Source organism: Rhizobium sp. CIAT894 (assembly GCF_000172795.2).
Taxonomy (GTDB): Bacteria; Pseudomonadota; Alphaproteobacteria; order Rhizobiales; family Rhizobiaceae; genus Rhizobium.
Genome location: NZ_CP020947.1, coordinates 1,551,211 through 1,569,317 on the forward strand (window position 1 = coordinate 1,551,211; position 18,107 = coordinate 1,569,317).

19 protein-coding genes and 1 pseudogene are annotated in these 18,107 nt (G+C 61.1%); 8 read left to right on the top strand and 12 right to left on the bottom strand.

The window, feature by feature from the left end; translation table 11 throughout:
* Positions 1 to 14: 14 nt before the first annotated feature.
* Positions 15 to 1,256 carry a GNAT family N-acetyltransferase gene (locus RHEC894_RS07720; protein ID WP_085736845.1) on the bottom strand — a complete coding sequence of 414 codons (1,242 nt, stop codon included), beginning with the start codon at positions 1,254 to 1,256 and terminating at the stop codon, positions 15 to 17.
* Positions 1,257 to 1,375: 119 nt separating this feature from the next.
* Entirely contained in the window at positions 1,376 to 1,585 is a 210-nt protein-coding gene (locus RHEC894_RS07725) for a DUF2842 domain-containing protein (RefSeq protein WP_010068457.1), read from the bottom strand.
* Positions 1,586 to 1,700: 115 nt separating this feature from the next.
* Between RHEC894_RS07725 and RHEC894_RS07730 the strand changes: the two genes are divergently transcribed.
* On the top strand, positions 1,701 to 2,804 hold the full coding sequence (locus RHEC894_RS07730; RefSeq protein WP_085736846.1) for a COX15/CtaA family protein: 1,104 nt from the start codon (positions 1,701 to 1,703) through the stop codon (positions 2,802 to 2,804).
* Between the two features lie 18 nt (positions 2,805 to 2,822).
* On the opposite strand, the gene RHEC894_RS07735 is transcribed toward RHEC894_RS07730, so the two are convergent.
* From RHEC894_RS07735 to RHEC894_RS07760, 6 genes are all read right to left on the bottom strand, one after another.
* Positions 2,823 to 3,614, bottom strand: coding sequence for a sulfite exporter TauE/SafE family protein (locus RHEC894_RS07735; RefSeq protein ID WP_085736847.1), 792 nt, complete (start codon positions 3,612 to 3,614; stop codon positions 2,823 to 2,825).
* Between the two features lie 301 nt (positions 3,615 to 3,915).
* Positions 3,916 to 4,848, bottom strand: a complete 933-nt coding sequence (gene argC, locus RHEC894_RS07740; protein ID WP_085736848.1) for an N-acetyl-gamma-glutamyl-phosphate reductase — start codon at positions 4,846 to 4,848, stop codon at positions 3,916 to 3,918.
* A 61-nt stretch (positions 4,849 to 4,909) separates the two neighbouring features.
* Positions 4,910 to 5,872 carry an agmatinase gene (gene speB, locus RHEC894_RS07745; RefSeq protein ID WP_010069369.1) on the bottom strand — a complete coding sequence of 321 codons (963 nt, stop codon included), beginning with the start codon at positions 5,870 to 5,872 and terminating at the stop codon, positions 4,910 to 4,912.
* Positions 5,873 to 6,093: 221 nt separating this feature from the next.
* Positions 6,094 to 6,561, bottom strand: a complete 468-nt coding sequence (gene rpsI, locus RHEC894_RS07750; RefSeq protein WP_003573972.1) for a 30S ribosomal protein S9 — start codon at positions 6,559 to 6,561, stop codon at positions 6,094 to 6,096.
* A gap of 2 nt (positions 6,562 to 6,563) precedes the next feature.
* The gene (gene rplM, locus RHEC894_RS07755; RefSeq protein WP_010069368.1) at positions 6,564 to 7,028 is read right to left on the bottom strand and encodes a 50S ribosomal protein L13; all 465 of its coding nucleotides are present in this window, start codon (positions 7,026 to 7,028) and stop codon (positions 6,564 to 6,566) included.
* Between the two features lie 299 nt (positions 7,029 to 7,327).
* A complete protein-coding gene (locus RHEC894_RS07760; RefSeq protein ID WP_085738899.1) occupies positions 7,328 to 8,206 on the bottom strand; it encodes a LysR family transcriptional regulator in 879 nt (292 codons plus the stop codon).
* A 94-nt stretch (positions 8,207 to 8,300) separates the two neighbouring features.
* Here RHEC894_RS07760 and RHEC894_RS07765 point away from each other — a divergent pair, with 94 nt between their 5' ends.
* Together RHEC894_RS07765 and RHEC894_RS07770 are read left to right on the top strand one after the other, a co-directional pair.
* On the top strand, positions 8,301 to 8,531 hold the full coding sequence (locus tag RHEC894_RS07765; RefSeq protein WP_085736849.1) for a DUF1127 domain-containing protein: 231 nt from the start codon (positions 8,301 to 8,303) through the stop codon (positions 8,529 to 8,531).
* Between the two features lie 90 nt (positions 8,532 to 8,621).
* Positions 8,622 to 9,449 carry an enoyl-CoA hydratase gene (locus RHEC894_RS07770; protein WP_085736850.1) on the top strand — a complete coding sequence of 276 codons (828 nt, stop codon included), beginning with the start codon at positions 8,622 to 8,624 and terminating at the stop codon, positions 9,447 to 9,449.
* On the opposite strand, the gene RHEC894_RS07775 is transcribed toward RHEC894_RS07770, so the two are convergent.
* Positions 9,450 to 10,286, bottom strand: a complete 837-nt coding sequence (locus RHEC894_RS07775) for an EamA family transporter (RefSeq protein WP_085736851.1) — start codon at positions 10,284 to 10,286, stop codon at positions 9,450 to 9,452.
* A gap of 474 nt (positions 10,287 to 10,760) precedes the next feature.
* Positions 10,761 to 11,084: a hypothetical protein gene (locus tag RHEC894_RS07780; protein WP_085736852.1), complete on the bottom strand. Its 324-nt coding sequence runs from the start codon at positions 11,082 to 11,084 to the stop codon at positions 10,761 to 10,763.
* Positions 11,085 to 11,202: 118 nt separating this feature from the next.
* Here RHEC894_RS07780 and RHEC894_RS07785 point away from each other — a divergent pair, with 118 nt between their 5' ends.
* Positions 11,203 to 11,631: a CoA-binding protein gene (locus tag RHEC894_RS07785; protein ID WP_010069268.1), complete on the top strand. Its 429-nt coding sequence runs from the start codon at positions 11,203 to 11,205 to the stop codon at positions 11,629 to 11,631.
* Positions 11,632 to 11,748: 117 nt separating this feature from the next.
* Positions 11,749 to 13,032 (top strand): O-acetylhomoserine aminocarboxypropyltransferase, encoded by a 1,284-nt coding sequence (locus tag RHEC894_RS07790; protein ID WP_085736853.1) that lies wholly within the window; start codon positions 11,749 to 11,751, stop codon positions 13,030 to 13,032.
* 156 nt (positions 13,033 to 13,188) lie between these two features.
* On the opposite strand, the gene RHEC894_RS07795 is transcribed toward RHEC894_RS07790, so the two are convergent.
* A complete protein-coding gene (locus tag RHEC894_RS07795; protein ID WP_085736854.1) occupies positions 13,189 to 13,455 on the bottom strand; it encodes a DUF982 domain-containing protein in 267 nt (88 codons plus the stop codon).
* 632 nt (positions 13,456 to 14,087) lie between these two features.
* Here RHEC894_RS07795 and RHEC894_RS07800 point away from each other — a divergent pair.
* Positions 14,088 to 14,282 (top strand): hypothetical protein, encoded by a 195-nt coding sequence (locus tag RHEC894_RS07800; protein ID WP_010068134.1) that lies wholly within the window; start codon positions 14,088 to 14,090, stop codon positions 14,280 to 14,282.
* Positions 14,283 to 14,578: 296 nt separating this feature from the next.
* On the opposite strand, the gene RHEC894_RS07805 is transcribed toward RHEC894_RS07800, so the two are convergent.
* The gene (locus RHEC894_RS07805; RefSeq protein WP_245339504.1) at positions 14,579 to 15,034 is read right to left on the bottom strand and encodes a hypothetical protein; all 456 of its coding nucleotides are present in this window, start codon (positions 15,032 to 15,034) and stop codon (positions 14,579 to 14,581) included.
* A 173-nt stretch (positions 15,035 to 15,207) separates the two neighbouring features.
* Here RHEC894_RS07805 and RHEC894_RS07810 point away from each other — a divergent pair.
* A pseudogene (locus RHEC894_RS07810) lies at positions 15,208 to 15,551 on the top strand (cupin domain-containing protein).
* 231 nt (positions 15,552 to 15,782) lie between these two features.
* Positions 15,783 to 17,912 carry a bifunctional diguanylate cyclase/phosphodiesterase gene (locus tag RHEC894_RS07815; protein WP_085736856.1) on the top strand — a complete coding sequence of 710 codons (2,130 nt, stop codon included), beginning with the start codon at positions 15,783 to 15,785 and terminating at the stop codon, positions 17,910 to 17,912.
* Positions 17,913 to 18,107: the final 195 nt, after the last annotated feature.

Below are 18,107 nucleotides of genomic sequence, written 5' to 3' on the forward strand. Positions count from 1 at the left end.
AAGACAAAGACCGCTTAGCCGATCTGCGCCCGGATGCTCTGGGCGAATTTGTAGAGCTTGGGGCGCGCTTTGATATGCGCCTTGCCGCGGGTGACGATCCGGTGCGCCGCACCGGCAGCGACGCCCAACGGCGAGACCGGCAGCACCACGTCGTAATGCGCGGTCTCCACAGGCGCCCAGGAACGCTTGTAGGTCTGGTCGCCGAGGCCGAAATCGAACAGCGCGATACCCTTGTCATGCAGTCCCGAGATACTCTGCCAATAGAGGAATTCGCCGGGGCTCGCGTCCGGCACCAGTTCTTCGTCGATCGCGCCGAACTGGCAGATGATGTGGTCGCCCTTGCGTGAAACCCCTGAAATCGCGGCGACGCGGCCCTGATGTTCGCCCTTGAGCCGCAGCACATGCATCTGCAGCCCAAAATATCGGTTGGCGTCATCCAGCTTGTCGATAAGGCCGTGCAGGAAGGCTTGGGTCTCCTTGTCGGCGAAGACGTCAGGCAGGCCGAGGCTGGCGAAGCGGGCGCTCTTCAGCCGGAAGAACGTATCGAGCAGGCCGTGTTGCTCTTCCGGTGTCTCGGGAACAAGGTATTCGAAGCCGCCGGCCGCCTCGAGACGTTTCGACTGAACACGGAATTTCTTGCGCCGGTTCTTGGCGTTGAGCTGCTTCAGCGTCTCTTCGAAAGTGGAGAGGAACGGCAGCTGGTAGGCGTGATTCTGGTTTTGCACCATCGGCAGCCCCGCAAGCGGGCTCTGCCGCCCGCGCCATTCCAGCGGAATGTTCTGCAAGAGCAGCAGATCGGCGCGGCCCTTCAGCGCCTGCCGGAGCCGGCCGGCGAAGTCGTCGGGATCAATGGTTCCACCGGTTTCGGCGAAGCCTTCCGAGAACAAGCCGGTATTGATGTTGCTGTGATCGGCGGCGATGAATTTTGCGACCGCAAGCCCGCGGGACTTGACGATCTCGACCGGTAGAATGAAAGCGGCCTGGCCGGCATAGGTGCCTTTGAGGATCGTCAGCGGCCGTTGAAAGGCGTTCACCCAGGCGGCGCACCAGTCATAACTCTGATGCAGTGACTGGAGATTGTCGCGCTCCAGCGCCCGCCATTCCTCCTCCAGCGGCTGCATCGCGTCGAAAACACTGATGTCGACTTCGGCCATCGCGAGTTTCATGCTCAGCTGGCGCAGGCGCGAAATGGCCGTCTGGGCCAGCGCCCCGTCTTCCGACGGCTGTTCATGAACATCGAGCTTTTGCGTCTGCACGGGTTTTCTCCGGTCAAGAATGCTGAACGGGAAAGTAGGAATGCAGGACGTATATTTGGTTTACTCGCAGGCGATGGGCGAGGTTTTCCGGCGATCACGGTTATTCGGCCGTTAATGGCCTATTGCTGCCGCGGCCCGGCCATCCATTTGATGATCACCATTGCCGGCAGGACCCAGAGCAGGCCGGTCAGCAGGAAATAGAGCAGGTGCCCCCACCAGGGCGCGTTGCCGAGCGTTGCCACTGCGATCGTATTCGCCACCAGCGCATAGGCGAGCACGAGCACGATGATAAGGATCGTGCCGATGAATTTGCGGAGGCGGACGGGCATCGGTTATCTCTCGGAAGGGGCGGGACGAACCGGCGCGACGGCATGCCGCAAAGGTTCGGGGCTTGTTTTGCATGAGCCGGTGGGGCAAATCAACTGCCGGATAGAAGGAGACATCATGGCCGTCGCAAACTTGACCACGGAACAGGCGATCCTGAGCGAAGTGCGCAAGCAGAACCGCGACCGCCGCGCCTTGCGCTTCTGGCTTGGTTTCGTGCTTTTGGCGCTCTTCTGTCTCGTGCTCGTCGGCGGCGCCACGCGGCTGACCAATTCCGGCCTGTCGATCACCGAATGGAAGCCGATCCACGGCGTCATCCCGCCGCTCTCGGCGGCCGAATGGGAAGAGGAATTCCGCCTCTACCAGCGTATTCCCGAATTTCAGCAATTGAACAGCTCGATGACTGTCGAGGAATTCAAAGGCATCTTCTGGTGGGAATGGGCACACCGGCTGATCGCCCGCGGCATCGGCGTGATCTTTGCGCTGCCGCTCCTCTATTTCTGGCTGACGGGGCGGATCGAAAAGCGCCTGCGCTGGCCGCTCCTGGGCATCCTGGCGCTTGGCGGCCTGCAGGGCTTCATCGGCTGGTGGATGGTATCGTCGGGCCTTTCCGTCCGCACCGATGTCAGCCAGTACCGGCTGGCGACGCATCTCGTCATGGCCTGCCTGATCTTTGCCGGCTGCATGTGGATCATGCGCGGGCTCTCGCCGCATTCGGACGATCCGGCCCCGGCCCGCAGCTCGCGCGGTTTTGCCGCCGCGATCGCCGTTTTCGCGCTGTTCCAGATCTATCTCGGCGCCTTGGTGGCGGGGCTCGACGCCGGCTTTTCCTTCAATACCTGGCCGCTGATGGATGGCGCCGTCATCCCATCGGATCTGCTGATCCAGCAGCCGTTCTGGATCAATGCCTTCGAGAACCCGAAGACGGTGCAGTTCATCCACCGCATCGGTGCCTATACGCTCTTCGCGCTGACCTTGATCAACATGGTGATCGCGCTTCGCGCCGCATCGTGGACCACCCATGCACGCCGCGCCGTGCTGCTCTTCTCTCTGGTGACGCTGCAGGCGGCGATCGGCATTGCCACGCTGCTGATGCAGGTGCCCCTTCACTGGGGTCTGCTGCATCAGGCCGGCGCCCTGGTGGTTTTCGGTTTCGCCGTCGCCAACTGGCGCGGTTTTTACGGCGAATATCCGCACGCGATGGCGATCGCGGAACACGACTGAAGCAGTGGCGTCAGGCGTTTAACGCAGCACCCCATCGAGCAACGGCATGCCGATGATCGCGGCGGCGGCGATCAGGATGTAGCAGGCGATGCGGAAGGTCCGTTCCTCGGCGAGCCCGAACAGTTTCGAGCCGCCGTAGAGCCCGACCGCATAACTCGGCAGGATGACGGCGGTGAGCGCGAAGACGGCAGGTGCGAACAGTCCGCCGACATAATAGCTGATGGCGCTGAAGACGGACGAAATCGAGAAATAGAGAACGACATTCGCCCTGACGCGGGTGAAGTCGCTCTTGCCGCCAAGCCAGTAGGCGACGACAGGCGGTCCGCCAAGCTGTGCCGCGCCGCTGAAAAGGCCGGCGATCAGGCCGACGCCGCTGGTGAGCGGCGGCGACGGGGCGCCGTGATAGCGCCATCCCGAGGCGAGGAGTGCGAGCAGGCTGATCGCAATGACGGTGATGCTCCAGCGCAAGAGCAGCGGGTCGAGCAGCGCCAGCATTGCCGTACCGGCCGGCACGCCAAGCGCTGCACCCGCCGCCATGACGAAGACTTCTCGCCGGTTGGCGCCGCGCCAGGCTGGCGGGATCATTCCGAGTGACGCAATGCCGTCGATGACGAGCAGGATCGGCGAGATCAGTTTTGGACCGACGATCGCGCCGCCGAGCGGAACGAAGATCAATGCGGCGCCGAAGCCCGAAAATCCGCGGGCGAGCCCGGCGATGAACGCAAAGGCCATCAGCGCAGAGATGCTGTGGTCGGGCAGGGCTGCGGTAAACCATGCGTGCACGCCATCGACGAGCGCATCGAGTGTCATGACATCAGGCTCCGTGACTAGAGAAATTCCAGGAAAAGTGTGAAGCGGTTTTCCCAGGCAAAGCGAAATGCTTTTGCCGGGAATTGCGTAAAAACAAAAGGCAGAGCGGTTCTGCGCTTCGATGAAAAGCTGAACCGCGCGATGGCATCGGCGGCGAGGAAGGCCCACTCTCATAGCCCATTCGACACCGATGATCGAGCCGAAAGCGGTATTGCGGCCGAGGCGGCGGCCGCAGGACGTTCATGGGAAGAACTCAAAATAAAGCTCGAGCGGCATCCATGTCGATGCCGCCGCTCGCGCCTTACGAGGCGAGCATCAGATCCATGTTCTGGACGGCTGCGCCCGATGCACCCTTGCCAAGATTGTCGAGCAGGGCCACGAGGTTCACCTGCGCAGCACCCGGCGTGCCGAAGACGAAGAGCTTCATCGTGTCCTTGCCTTCGAGCTCGACGGCGTTGACGCGGGAGAGCGTCTTGCTTTCGGCGAGCGGCACGACGGTGACGATATCCTGGCCGGCATAATGGTCGGCGAGGGCGGCATGGATGCTTTCCATCGTCGTGCCTTCGGAGAGGTCGCCGAGATGCAGCGGCACCTGCACGATCATGCCCTGCGCGAACTTGCCGACCGACGGCGAGAAGATCGGCGCGCGGTCGAGCAACCCGTGCACGGTCATTTCGGGCACGTGTTTATGGGTAAGCGGCAGGCCGTAGAGGAAATGCGGCGCGGTGATCGCATCCGGGTGATCCGGGTTTTCCATCTGCGCGATCATCTGCTTGCCGCCGCCGGTATAGCCGGAGACCGCGTTGACCGTGACCGGATAGCCGTCCGGCAGGATGCCCGCGGCCCGCAATGGCCGGATGAGGCCGATCGCACCTGTCGGATAGCAGCCGGGATTGGCGACGAAACGGGCGGCTTTGATCCTGTCGGCCTGCGCGCCGTCCATTTCGGCAAAGCCGTAGGCCCAGCCGGGATTGACACGGAAGGCGGTGGAGGTGTCGATGACCCGCACATTGTTGTTGGCCGAAACCATCTGAACCGCTTCCTTCGACGCATCGTCGGGCAGGCAGAGAATGGCGATGTCGGCACTGTTCAGCATGTCCTCGCGCATGGCCGCGTTGCGCCGCTCGGCCTCGGGAATGGACAGAAGCTCGACATCGCGGCGGCCGGCCATGCGCGTGCGGATCTGCAGACCCGTCGTGCCGTGCTCGCCGTCGATGAAGATTTTCGGTGCCATGTTAAACCTGCGCTTTCAATGAGTTCTGAAGATTTCCGGATTCAATTTGAACGATGATAAATCAGCCTTGTGACACCGCGATGGCGCGTCGCTCGGCATGAAGGCCAAGCATATACATTGCCACCGTTGCGCCCGCAATGGCGGTGATATCGGCATGGTCGTAGGGCGGTGACACCTCGACCAAGTCGGCGCCGCGGATATCGAGCTGGTGCAGGCGCTGCAGCACCGAGAGGATCTTGGCGCTCGACGGGCCGCCGGCAACCGGCGTGCCGGTGCCCGGCGCAAAGGCCGGATCGAGGCAGTCGATATCGAAGGTCAGATAGGCAGGCGCACCGCGGGTGTGGGAGATGACCGCCGAAGCGATGTCGCCGGCGCTCATCTCCTCGACCTGGTGACCGTAGAGAATATTGACGCCGCAATCCTCCGGAGCATGGGTGCGGATGCCGATCTGGATCGAGCGGTCGGGGTCGATGATGCCCTCGCGGACGGCCCGTGCCACGAAGGAGCCGTGGTCGATGCGCCGGTCTTCGTCGAACCAGGTATCCTGGTGCGCGTCGAACTGGACGAGGGCAAGCGGTCCATGTTTTGCAGCATGCGCTTTCAGCAGCGGCCAGGTGACGTAGTGATCGCCGCCGAGCGTCAGCAGAAAGGCGCCGCTGTCGAGGATGGCATTGGCCTGGCGTTCGATGGCCGCAGGCGTATCCTGGTGATTGCCGTAGTCGAGCAGGCAATCGCCATAGTCGATCACCGCCATCTCGGCGAAGAGATCGCGATTGAACGGATATTGCGGATCATTGTCGAAGATCGCCGAGGCGCGCCGGATCGCCTGCGGTCCGAAGCGCGTGCCCGGCCGGTTCGAGGTTGCGGCATCGAAGGGAATACCCCAGACGGCAACGTCGACGCCGGCAAGCTCCTTGGTGAAGCGGCGGCGCATGAAGGACAGCGCTCCGGCAAAGGTCGGATCGCCGGCGGCGGAGGTGAGGCTGGTCGCCGTGAAGGCGTGGTCAATCGATCTGTTCGCCAAGAGGGGCTCCTTTTTCAGTCGTGAAAGGTCAAGGCGCCGACTACGGGTAGGCGACCGGGCGACGAATTACAAGCGATCGGAAATGGAGCGGCGGCAAAAGCGTGCCGCGGTACGGCGCCTTAGCCATGATGTGGGCGTCGAAAGAGCAGCGAGGCGACCCGTGCAAAAACAAAAAAGGCCGGGTTTCCCCGGCCTTCGTAAATTCCGTCTGTCCGAAGCGATTAACGCTTGGAGAACTGGAAGGAGCGGCGGGCCTTTGCCTTGCCGTACTTCTTGCGTTCGACGACGCGGCTGTCGCGGGTCAGGAAGCCGCCCTTCTTCAGCACCGAGCGCAGGCCCGGTTCGAAGTAGGTCAGCGCCTTGGACAGGCCATGGCGAACCGCACCGGCCTGGCCGGAGAGGCCGCCGCCGGCAACCGTTGCGATGATGTCGAACTGGCCGTCACGGGCAGCCGCAACGATCGGCTGGCGCAGGATCATCTGCAGCACCGGACGAGCGAAATATTCCGCGAATTCCTTGCCGTTGACGATGATCTTGCCGGAGCCCGGCTTGACCCAGACGCGGGCGACGGCGTTCTTGCGCTTGCCGGTCGCGTAGGAACGGCCGAGCGAATCGACCTTGCGGACGTGAGCCGGAGCCGCAGCTTCGGAAACCGTGCCGAGATCCTTCAGGGAGGAGAGGTCAGCCATGATCAGGCGCTCCTTACGTTCTTTTTGTTGAGCGCGGCAACGTCGAGGGCGACCGGCTGCTGGGCTTCATGGGGATGGTTGGAGCCGGCGTAAACGCGCAGGTTCTTCATCTGGCGACGGCCGAGCGGGCCACGCGGAACCATGCGTTCGACGGCCTTTTCGAGGACGCGCTCCGGGAAGCGGCCTTCGATGATCTGGCGCGCGGTGCGTTCCTTGATGCCGCCGGCAAAACCGGTGTGCCAATAGTAGACCTTGTCGGAATACTTCTTGCCGGTGAAAACCACCTTGTCGGCATTGATGACGATGACGTTGTCGCCGTCGTCAACGTGGGGGGTGAAGGTTGCCTTGTGCTTGCCGCGCAGGCGCATAGCGATGATGGAAGCGAGACGGCCAACGACCAGCCCTTCGGCGTCGATGATCACCCACTTCTTCTCCACCTCTGCAGGCTTCTGGGAGAAGGTTGCCATAGTGAATACTCTCTTTTGAGACCCTTGGCCCGAGGGCTTGAAGGGCGTTTCTTGTTGCTTGGATTGGCAGGCTTGCGGCATGCCAAAAAGAAAGCAGCCCGGACAGGCTGCGTTCTCGGCGGTCTATAGAGGGAATGTGACATCAGGTCAACATCGGCGTTCCCGAGGCCTGGAAAAATACGAAAGCAAAAACAATAGGTTAGATATATGGTATTATGTTACCACACATTTATCGGTTAAACGGCTGCGTGCCTGACGCTTTTCGCACCTCTGCCGGGGCTGCAAGGGCATGACGGCCGCTAATCCTTAAAGGTGCGCAGGCACTTCATCATTTCGCGAAGGCCGCGCGTCAGATGTTTGTCCCGGCGCACGACCATGCCGAGGCGGCGCGTCAGTTTCGGCTGCAGCGATGACGTGGTCACCAGGCCGGCGCGCTCGCGCTTCAGCGCCAGCCCCGGCAGGATCGACCAGCCGAGGCCGACGGCCACCAGTTCCTTGATCGCCTCGATGCTGCCGAACTCCATCGCCGGCCGGATCCTGGCGTTCGGCGCGGCTAGCCATGCATCGATTGTCCGCCGCGTATTGCCGCCCTCATAGAGCAGCAGCGTCCTGTCGCGCATGAAGGCGGCGTCCGGTCCGCCATCGGGTATGAGACTGCCCGCCGGAGCGACGGCCAGCAATTCCTCCTCGTAGAACGGTTCGATCTCGAAGTTGCGCCCCGAGGCCGGCAGGGCAACGACGGCGATATCGAGGCTGTTGGCCTCCAGATCACGCAGGACGTCGTCGGCATCGCCGATGCGCACGGTGATTTCGAGGCCTGGCATGGATTTTCTGGCGGCAGCGATGGCGCGCGGCAGCAGGTGGATCGACGCCGTGCCGCCGCTGCCGATGCGCACGCGGCCGCTGGCGCCGTCCCTGTAGGGCATCATCGCTTCTTCCGCGGCGGCTGATTCCTGTAGCAGGCGCCTTGCATGGGCGAGCAGGTCGAGGCCTGCGGCGGTCGGCTGCGCACGCCGCCCGACGCGCTCGATCAGCCGGACGCCGAGCCGCTGTTCGAGCCCCTTGACCTGCAGGCTGACGGCCGGTTGCGTCAGCCCCTCCTTCTCGGCTGCGGCGGTGAAGCTGCCGAGATCGGCGACGTTGACGAAGGTTGCGAGCTGATCGAGGTTCAACGCCATGCCAAAGATTTCCTTATGCAAATGATAATATCCATAAGCTTCCTTCGCAGGGTTTTCCATCCCATCCTTCAGCCGTTCAAAAAAGGTGGAAGAGATGGCCATGGAACTGAGCGAAATCCTTGAGACGCCTCGCGATATCGTTCGATCGAATATGCGCCGGACGGCGCGCTGGGGCCGGCTACTGCTGGCCACCATCGAGCATCGCCTGGAAAAGCGCCGCAGCCGCCGCACGCTTTGCGAGCTCACCGACGACGAGCTTTGCGATGTCGGCCTGACCCGTGCGGAGGCGAAGGCCGAGATATCGAAATCCTGGTTCTGGTCTTGACGCCGCTGCGGAAAGAGCGGATCCCGCTCGAAATTGCCGGCACGTTGTGGCAGAACACCTGTCTGAAAATCGAGCGCAGGGAGCATCATCATGGCCGAAATCGTATCCTTCCGGAAGGACGCAGACAGGTCGGATGGGCTGCTGCTCCGCTCGCTGCACGACGGCGTGCTGCGCCTGGTGCTCAACGATCCGCCGGCCAATGCGCTTTCGATCGCGCTTCTCGAAGCGCTGATGGCAGAGCTCGATAAGGCCGAATCGGATGCGGATATCCGCGTCGTCGTCATCGCCTCGACCGGCAATGTCTTTTCCGCCGGCCATGATCTCAAGGAACTCACCGCCCATCGCGCCGATGAAGATCAGGGCGCCGCTTTCTTCGAGAGGACCTTTCGGCTCTGCGCCGATCTGATGCTGAAGATCGCGCATCTGCCGAAGCCCGTCATCGCCGAGGTCGACGGGCTGGCAACGGCGGCCGGCTGCCAGCTCGTCGCCTCCTGCGATCTGGCGATCTGCACCGACACGTCGACATTCTGCACGCCGGGCGTCAATATCGGCCTGTTCTGTTCGACGCCGATGGTGGCCGTTTCCCGTGCTGCCCATCGCAAGCAGGCGATGGAGATGCTCTTGACCGGCGAGACGATCGACGCCTCGACCGCCAAGGATTTCGGCCTCATCAACCGTATCGTGCCGAAGCAGTATCTGGCGCAGGTGGTTTCCAAATATGCCGGAGTGATTGCCAGCAAATCGCCGCTGACCCTGAAGATCGGCAAGGAAGCCTTCTACCGGCAGCTCGAACTGCCGGTCGAGGCAGCCTATGATTATGCCGCCAAGGTGATGGTCGACAACATGCTGACGCAGGATGCGCAGGAGGGGATCGGCGCCTTCCTCGGCAAGCGCAAGCCGGAATGGAAAGATAAGTGACTACGCCAGTTTCAGAACCAGCCCGCCGATTGCGATGACGACGCCGGCGACGTAGCGCCAGATGCTGGCCTTTTCCTTGAAGACGGTGATCGAGATCACCAGCGCAAACAGGATCGCGGTTTCGCGCAGGGCCGCGACGGTCGCGACCGGGGCCTTTGTCATCGCCCAGAGCGCCAGCCCGTAAGAAGCGATCGAGCCGGCGCCGCCGATGAGGCCGCGCCACCAGTTGCGGCGGACGTGACGCGCCACGGCGAAAGCGCCGCGCTGGGAAGCCGCCCAGGAAAACAGCAGCACCGGCGGCAGCAGCGACATCCATAATGTGTAGGAAACCGCATTGCCGGAAAGACGTGCGCCGATGCCGTCGACATAGGTGTAACTGGCGATGACGCAGGCATTGGCAAGCGACAGTAGCACAGCGCGGCTGCTGCCGCGCCGCGCCTCCAGCGCGAGTGTCAGGACGCCGGCGCAGATGGTCATCGTGCCCGCGAGCGCGCCGGCGGAAAGATTTTCCTTCAGGATGAAGCCGCTTGTCGCGGCAATCAGCAGCGGCGCGCAGCCGCGCATCAGCGGATAGACCAGGCCGATATCACCGGCCCGGTAGGCAGCGGCCACCAGTTGGAAATAAGCGAACTGCAGGATGGCCGAGATGCCGATGAACGGCCAGGCCGCGCTTTGCGGCAACGGCAGAAATGCCAGGAACGGCAGCGCTGAAACCGCGCCGCCGGCCGAGATCAGCGCCGCATCGAGGGACTTATCGCTGCCGGCCTTGACGATAGCGTTCCATGTCGCATGCAGCAGTGCGCCGAATAGAACGAGCAGGATGACGTCGAGAGGCAAGGGGGTAATCCGAAAACAGGTAGGGAAGAGAAAACGCTTCGCCCCGGACGGGGTAAACTCTTGAAAAGACAACTGGCATTTGCACGAAAATGTACGGGAGACAGTCCCGGATACGTTCATGTGTCGAATATCATCCTTTCAATATGCAGACAATGTTGGGTCGCCGTGGCAATTTTTACGTGCGCGCGATATGCGTTCAATCCACGCAACGCTTTCAACTATGAGATGTTTCTAATTTACGTGAGAACGTGGAGGGGGTTTATCGTGAACAAAAGAAGAAATGGCTTGGCAGGAATTCGAAGTGGTTTATTCTATGATGCTGAAATATAGATATTATTCTATAACTTTGATATAGGCGAAAAGCAAAGCTGCTGGTTGTGTTATCTTCAATAAATCGCAGCGCGCGATTGAGTTCGAAACTCCCGCAACCGCCAAAGCGTCGCGGTTCGATATCCCGTGCGATGGTGAAAAATATCAGAGCTGATACTGCGGAACGAACAGCATCCCGTCAAGGTTGTCTATGTTCTGGCAGTTCAGAACGGGGCAGCGGGGGTCATCTTTCGAGGGGATGTGGGTCCACTCGGCATAATCGGTCGCATCGCAATAGTGGCTGTTGCGCACGTAACGATCATAGAGAGGCAGGCCGCGGGGCGACTTGTAACGGAAGATCACGGCGCCCTGATTGTGGATGGCGGCGCGCACGCTGGCGCAGCTCATGGTGAGCGGGTTGTAGCGCGAGATCGCCAGCGCCGGCGAGGCGGCGAGCACGAAGATGAGGGCAAGAGCGATTTTTTTCATCGAATCATCCTCAGAAAGTGTCCAATCATATATACGGAAAAGCCACGCAGCCGGTTTCACGGAAATGCAAAAAAAACTGCGGGCCATGCCGGCGGCTTTCGGGAATGGAGAAGCGACCATGAACCACGACGCCTATACGGATGATTATCTCGCCGGAATCCTGCATTCCGTAAAGACCATCGCGCTGACCGGCGCGTCGCCCAATCCGGCACGGCCGAGCAACGGCGTCATGGGTTATCTGCTGTCGCGCGGCTACGAGGTCATTCCCGTCAATCCGGGGCAGGCGGGCAAGCAGATCCACGGCCGCACCGTTTATGCCCGGCTCGCCGACGTTCCCGTGCCGATCGACATGGTCGACGTGTTTCGCGCCGCCGAATATCTGGATGGGGTGGTCGAGGAGGCCTTAGCGCTGCAACCGCTGCCGCAGATCATCTGGGCCCAGCTTGGCGTCCGGGACGATGCCGCTGCCGCAAAGGCGGAGGCCGCCGGCATCAAGGTGGTGATGAACCGCTGCCCGGCGATCGAGTACCCCCGTCTCATTGCCTGAGTTGCGGTTCGCTGAGACGGATTTTCCACGGAACGCCCATGGGTTGAAACGGATCGCGATTAACTTTCATTCGCGGCACGCTATGATCCTGCCCGTCAGCAACAACTGGAGGACGACATGGCCAAGAATGATCCGGGATTCAACACGTTGGCGATTCATGCCGGCGCCCAGCCCGACCCGGCGACCGGCGCGCGAGTGACGCCGATCTACCAGACGACCGCTTTCGTCTTCGATGATTCCGATCATGCCGCCGCCCTCTTCGGCCTGCAGGCCTTCGGCAACATCTACAGCCGCATCATGAACCCGACGCAGGCCGTGCTCGAGGAGCGCGTCGCAGCGCTCGAAGGCGGCACGGCGGCGCTTGCCGTCGCCTCCGGCCATGCGGCACAGATGATCGTCTTCCACACCATCATGCGCCCCGGCGAGAATTTCATCGCCGCCCGCAGGCTCTATGGCGGCTCGATCAACCAGTTTGGCCATGCCTTCGAGAATTTCGGCTGGCAGGTACGCTGGGCCGATTCCGCCGATCCGGCAAGCTTCGAAAGCCAGATCGACGAGAAGACGCGCGGCATCTTCATCGAGAGCCTCGCCAATCCCGGCGGCACCTTCGTCGATATCGCCGCCATTGCCGAGGTCGCCCATCGCAACGGCCTGCCGCTGATCGTCGACAATACGATGGCGACCCCCTATCTCATCCGCCCGATCGAGCACGGCGCCGATATCGTCGTGCATTCGCTGACGAAGTTTCTCGGCGGCCACGGCAATTCCATGGGCGGCCTCATCGTCGACGGCGGCACCTTCGACTGGTCGAAGTCAGGCAATTATCCGATGCTGTCGAGTCCGCGGCCGGAATATAACGGCATGGTCCTGCACGCGACCTTCGGCAACTTCGCCTTCGCGATCGCCGCCCGCGTGCTCGGCCTGCGCGATCTCGGCCCGGCGATCTCGCCCTTCAACGCCTTTCTGATCCTGACCGGCATCGAGACGCTGCCGCTCAGGATGCAGCGCCACAGCGACAATGCGATCGCCGTCGCAAAATGGCTGAAGGCGCACAGCAAGATCGCCTGGGTGAATTATGCCGGCCTCGAGGACGACCCGAACCACGCGCTGCAGCAGCGCTACTCGCCGAAGGGCGCAGGCTCCGTCTTCACCTTCGGCGTCAAGGGTGGCTATGAGGCCGGCAAGACGCTGGTCGAGGGGCTGGAGCTATTCTCCCATCTCGCCAATATCGGCGACACCCGCTCGCTCGTCATTCACCCGGCTTCGACGACGCACCGGCAGTTGACCGACGAGCAGAGGATCGCGGCTGGCGCCGGTCCCGACGTGGTGCGTCTTTCCGTCGGCATCGAGGACGTCAAGGACATCATCGCCGATCTCGAACAAGCGCTTTCGAAGATTTGACTGTCCTTCGCAGCAAACGTTTGTAATTTCGCAGACTACGTTTGCCTAATGCAATCACAGGATCGGCGTTTGATTCGAGCAGAGTCGGGCGCCGATCTCGTTTTGGAAGGGCAGAAAGAAGGAGCGATTTGCAATCAGCCGCTCCCTTTTCCGTTGTCATCGGTGAACGACAGTCAGCGCAGCGATTCCGGCTTCATCGGCCGCACGCAGGAACGCGTCCCAAAATTGCTCCGGAGCGATCTGACCGCTGATCGCATCGGCGCAAGCCTTCACCGCAGTGACATATTCTTCGCCGTCATCGGAAGGCCAGTCCTTGAGCAGCATATATGCCGCGTCGCCGAGGGTACGGACGATCCTGTGAGCTGGTTGGCCGCGCAGAGCCAGCCCGACGGGCGTGAATGCAGAGGTTGCGTCCCAATCCATTATCGTCGACCTCAGGGCAGGGATCGCAATCCCCGACGGGTAATATACGCGTCTATTCCAAAATCGTAATTGACGATTGGTTACCTGGAGTGACCGGGCGTGAAGGTATGGTGTTGGAAAGGAGTGGGCGCTCTACGATGTCGCACCGGAGCGCCCAAGCTGCATCGGCTATTGTTGCGATGATGGCCGATTGCAGCACGGCCGTCATCAGGGCAAGAGGCCCGAGCCGCCTGGTCTGTAATATCGCCGGGTAAAGCCGTTGACAGGCCTTCGACGATGGGGTCGGACGAACGTACATCATTTGTTACTTCGCATCTGCGGTAATTGTCATACGATTCAAAACGCTAAATAATCACAAAAATCAGTTGCTTGCTTGAAATTTCTCGACTACGTTTTTTACAGAAGAGTTCCGAAATAACCGGCCCTCGCCGGCGATACTCAGCGGTCGGTTGACCTCGCTTGAGGGAGGATGATGACGTTGTTTATCCGACTTCGTTTCTTCGCAATGGTGCAGCGAATGCGTGATCTCGTCTCGATCCGATACCGACCTACGACGGCAATCTGACGCGTCGTAAACCCTTTGTTCCACTTTTCTAAGATGGTGCTCCCGTGTGGCGCGCCCGAGGTTTGTTATGCAAAAGCAAGCTGTCGTATTCAATGGTCAGGAAGTCGGGATCGCGGTCCCTGTCGAAAACCGCCTCAAATTCATCGCTGTCCGCTTCAATGTCATCGACTTGGACAACAGGCTCTTCGACACGGTTACCGAAATCCGGCGCGCCATTACAGAGCATCTCGCGTCCAGCGGTCGTGCGATCACCACTCACTGAGTGGCATAAACTCTGATCACCATCCCGAAGGGGGCTTCGAACGCCTTCAAGTGCGCGCCTTCCCGAACGACAATGGCGGGAGCGATAGCGATGATCAGGCATCCCTCGGAGAAGGGGTTCCGTGTCGACGTCAGGCTGAGATAGCCCGACGATAAATCGCAGGCTCTGTTCTATTGTATCGAATATGGTTGTCGGGGCGGGGATTCGAACCCCGCGTCACAACTCGAAAGCTGGAAGCAACCTCGCATACCCGAGGGATGGGGAGAGCGCCACGCTCCAATTACGCTTACGCCCGACTAAAACATAAACTCCAGGGCCTCGCGATTGTTCCTGGTGGGATATTCTGCTGCGAAGATAGTTGTAAGCCCCTGCAGATCGAATGCGGTCGGTCCCTTCGGCTTGCTGGTCGGTGCGTAGGCAAGGGCTCCGGCGTGGCCGAGCTGCAGCCAGAGCCTGGTGCCGTTGTCGCTGCCGTGCCGCGCAAGCGTCCGAAACAGCTCGAGGTTCGAGGCATCGTTGAGGACCAGGTTGCCGGGGTTCTCGGCGTAACCGGAGCTAAGCTGCACCTCGCCGATGATGGAGATGGCCAGCCCGCCTGCGGCCCAGCGTTGATAAAGCCTCATCTGCGCAGCGGTGGGATGGCCGGTTCCGTCGCCGAGCGAATCCGACATCGCCGATTTTGCAATGCGATTGTTCAGCGTCAACCCGCAAGGCAACTGAAGCGGCTCGAACAGTGGGCCACGCGTTTGCATCAGAGATTTCCACGACAAAATGCTCCGGTATTCATTTATCGGGGAAAATGGGGAGCACCGCAACGCCGGCACGATGATCTATGCGGCGGGATACAGAATCGCTAATGATTCAAACGATCCCGCGCAAGCATTGGCTGCGAGGGATCCTGGCATCAGAGAGGTCCAAGACGACGATGGCAAATTTCATCACCTTCGATATCGATGGCGTCGAAGCCGAGTTCGGCGCGCCGCAGCCCGACCGGATCATCTCAGGCGATCCGCAGTTCCGCAGCTGGAACCTGGAGGAAGCCGAAAGCGGCCTCTATTCCGGCATCTGGGAGGCGACGCCGGGCAAGTGGCGGATCGTTTACGAGGAATGGGAATATTTCAGCCTGCTGTCCGGCCATTCGATCGTGACAGAGGAGGCGGTGTGCCGGTTCATCTGAAGGCGGGCGACCGGATGATCCTGAGACCCGGCTTCAAGGGAACCTGGGAAGTCGTTGAAACGACTCGCAAGGACTATGTGATCAAGGTCTGAGCCGCGGCTGCACCCGGCTCTGACGATGCCGGGTCTGTCCCGGTTTGCGGCGATTATGGTTCTTTTTCCCCAAACGGTCGCGCTTCTTTCCCGGATAGACGGCATTTGATCTTTCCTATTAATGGGACCTACATCGTCAAATGCTAGACCTTATCTGCAGCGCATTGCGGACATGATGTCTCCTGCCGTCACCACAGACATGGCCTCACAATTGATCTTTTCGGGATTGGCATGTCGTCGAATCTTGCGGGTAGGCACGTTCGCACCCAAACGTCTTCCATCATCGCAACAACAGTTTGCTTCCTCGTCGTCGCCCTCGTGCTGACCGGCCTCATGGCCCATGTCGTCGCCACGATGACCCGGTCGGCGAACGAGATCGACGATGCCAGGGCCAGCCGCGCCGCCCATGCGGCGATCGCGGCCTTTGTGGCCCGCCTGGGCTCGACCACGACGGACAATGCAGTGTGGGACGATGCCTATAAGGCGATGTCGTCTCCGACCGCCACCGACTGGGCCTATGAGAATTGGGGAAAGACCAGCGAGGATTACGCGCTCTATGACGGCGCGATCGTCATCGGCCCCGACCAGTCTTCGATTATCTCCGCCTATGCCAAAGGCAAACCTTTCGAGCCGGGCGCGTTTTTCGGCGAAGCCTTTTATCGCCAGATCGGTGCTGCGGCCGATCCGGCGCGGGAGCCGGTGGTCAATTTCATCAAGACCGAAAGCGGTATCGCGCTGCTTGTATCGCAGGCGATCCAGCCTTTCGAGGCCGCCGGCGAGCTTCCGAAGCTCAGCACGCTGAGCTTCTATAAGGAATTTACCCAGGAAGTTCTCGACACGCTCTCGAACGAACATGAGCTCGAGGGCCTGCACCTCGAGGCGGCGCCGAAGCCAGGATTTCTGAGCACGCCGATCACGGACATGAAAGGGGCCGTTGTCGGCTATCTCGTCTGGCCCAGCAAAGCGCCGGGAAGCACGGTGTTTCGTCAGGTCACCCCTTATGTCGCGGCCGCTATCGCCATCCTTGTGCTGTTCCTGGTCGCCGTTCTGCTGGCCGGTGCGTCCGAGGCGCGGCGGCTGCGCCAATTGGCGCAAGCAGCGCTTTTCGAAGCGGGCCACGACAGCCTGAGCGGCCTGTTGAACAGGCATGGGCTTCTCAGCCTGCTGGAGGATCTGCAGAGCTCGGATTCTTCACCACTCCAGCTCTATCTGGTCGATCTTGACGGCTTCAAAGCAGTCAACGATGCCTGGGGGCATGCGGTGGGCGACGATTTGATCCGGATGGTTTCGAGCGCGCTGACGGCCTGCCACCCCGAAGTCGTTGCCGCAGCCCGGCTGGGTGGTGATGAATTTGCGCTGGTGCATGTCGGATCCGCCACGTGCCAGGATATGGAAAGGACCATTCTGGCGCTGTTTGCCGAGCCCTTCAAAATCGACGGACGGACGATCGAGGTCGGAGCAAGCATCGGCGCTGCGGCGCGCGACGGAGACGTCGAGCCGTTGGAGCTTCTGCGCAGAGCGGATATGGCTCTCTATCGTGCCAAGGCCAATGGCAGGGGCCAGGCGATCGAATACGACCCCGAACTCGACCAGGAGCGCCAACGGGTCGCCGAACTGGAAAGCCTGTTGAAGAATGCCATCAGCACCGGCGCCATCGAAGCTGTTTTCCAGCCTCTCGTTTCTGCCTCGACCGGTGCCGTGACCGGCCTTGAAGCGCTTGCGCGCTGGCGAACGGAAACAGGAAATGTCAGCCCGGAGATTTTCATCCCGCTCGCCGAGCGGTGCGGCCTCATCGACGCACTCGGCGTCCATATGCTGAGAACATCGATCGAGCATGCGAAGAACTGGCCCGATCTGGCATTGTCGGTGAACGTTTCGCCGGTCCAGCTCTGCAATCCGGAATTTGCTGCCGAGGTGATCTCGGTGCTGCGGGAGCTCGATTTCGATCCGAACCGCCTGACGCTGGAGATCACCGAAGGCGTTCTTATGACGAACCCGGATCAGGCCCGGCGCTCGATCGATCAGCTCAAGCGCGTCGGCATCAAGTTCGCGCTCGATGACTTCGGCTGCGGCTATGCCAGCATCGGCGCACTGCGGCAGTTCGGCTTCGACCGCATGAAGATCGACCGCTCGCTCGTCTCCGCACTCGACCAAGGCGCAAATGGTGCCGACGTTCTTCGGGCAACCATCTCGCTGGCGAGCGCTCTCCAGATTCCCGTGACTGCCGAAGGCATCGAAAACTCCCATCAGGCTGCGATCCTGCGAGACGCCGGATGCGATCAGCTTCAAGGCTATCTGATCGGAAAGCCCATGTCGGCGCACGATATATCCGGAAAGCTGCGGGAAGACGCGGCCGCGTAATGCCGTTCGGTATCGATGGCGCGCGGCCGCTGTTCCGGCAGAACGGTAACGGGTAAGCGCCAGGCCACGTCATTTTCGAAAGCCTGAAAACGACATTTCCACGCATGGCTGCGGCAATCCACCACAGCCATGCGTCAATCTATCCCGATGTTTTTGCTAAGGCTTTGTTAAATCCCGCATTCGAGCGGAAGGCGC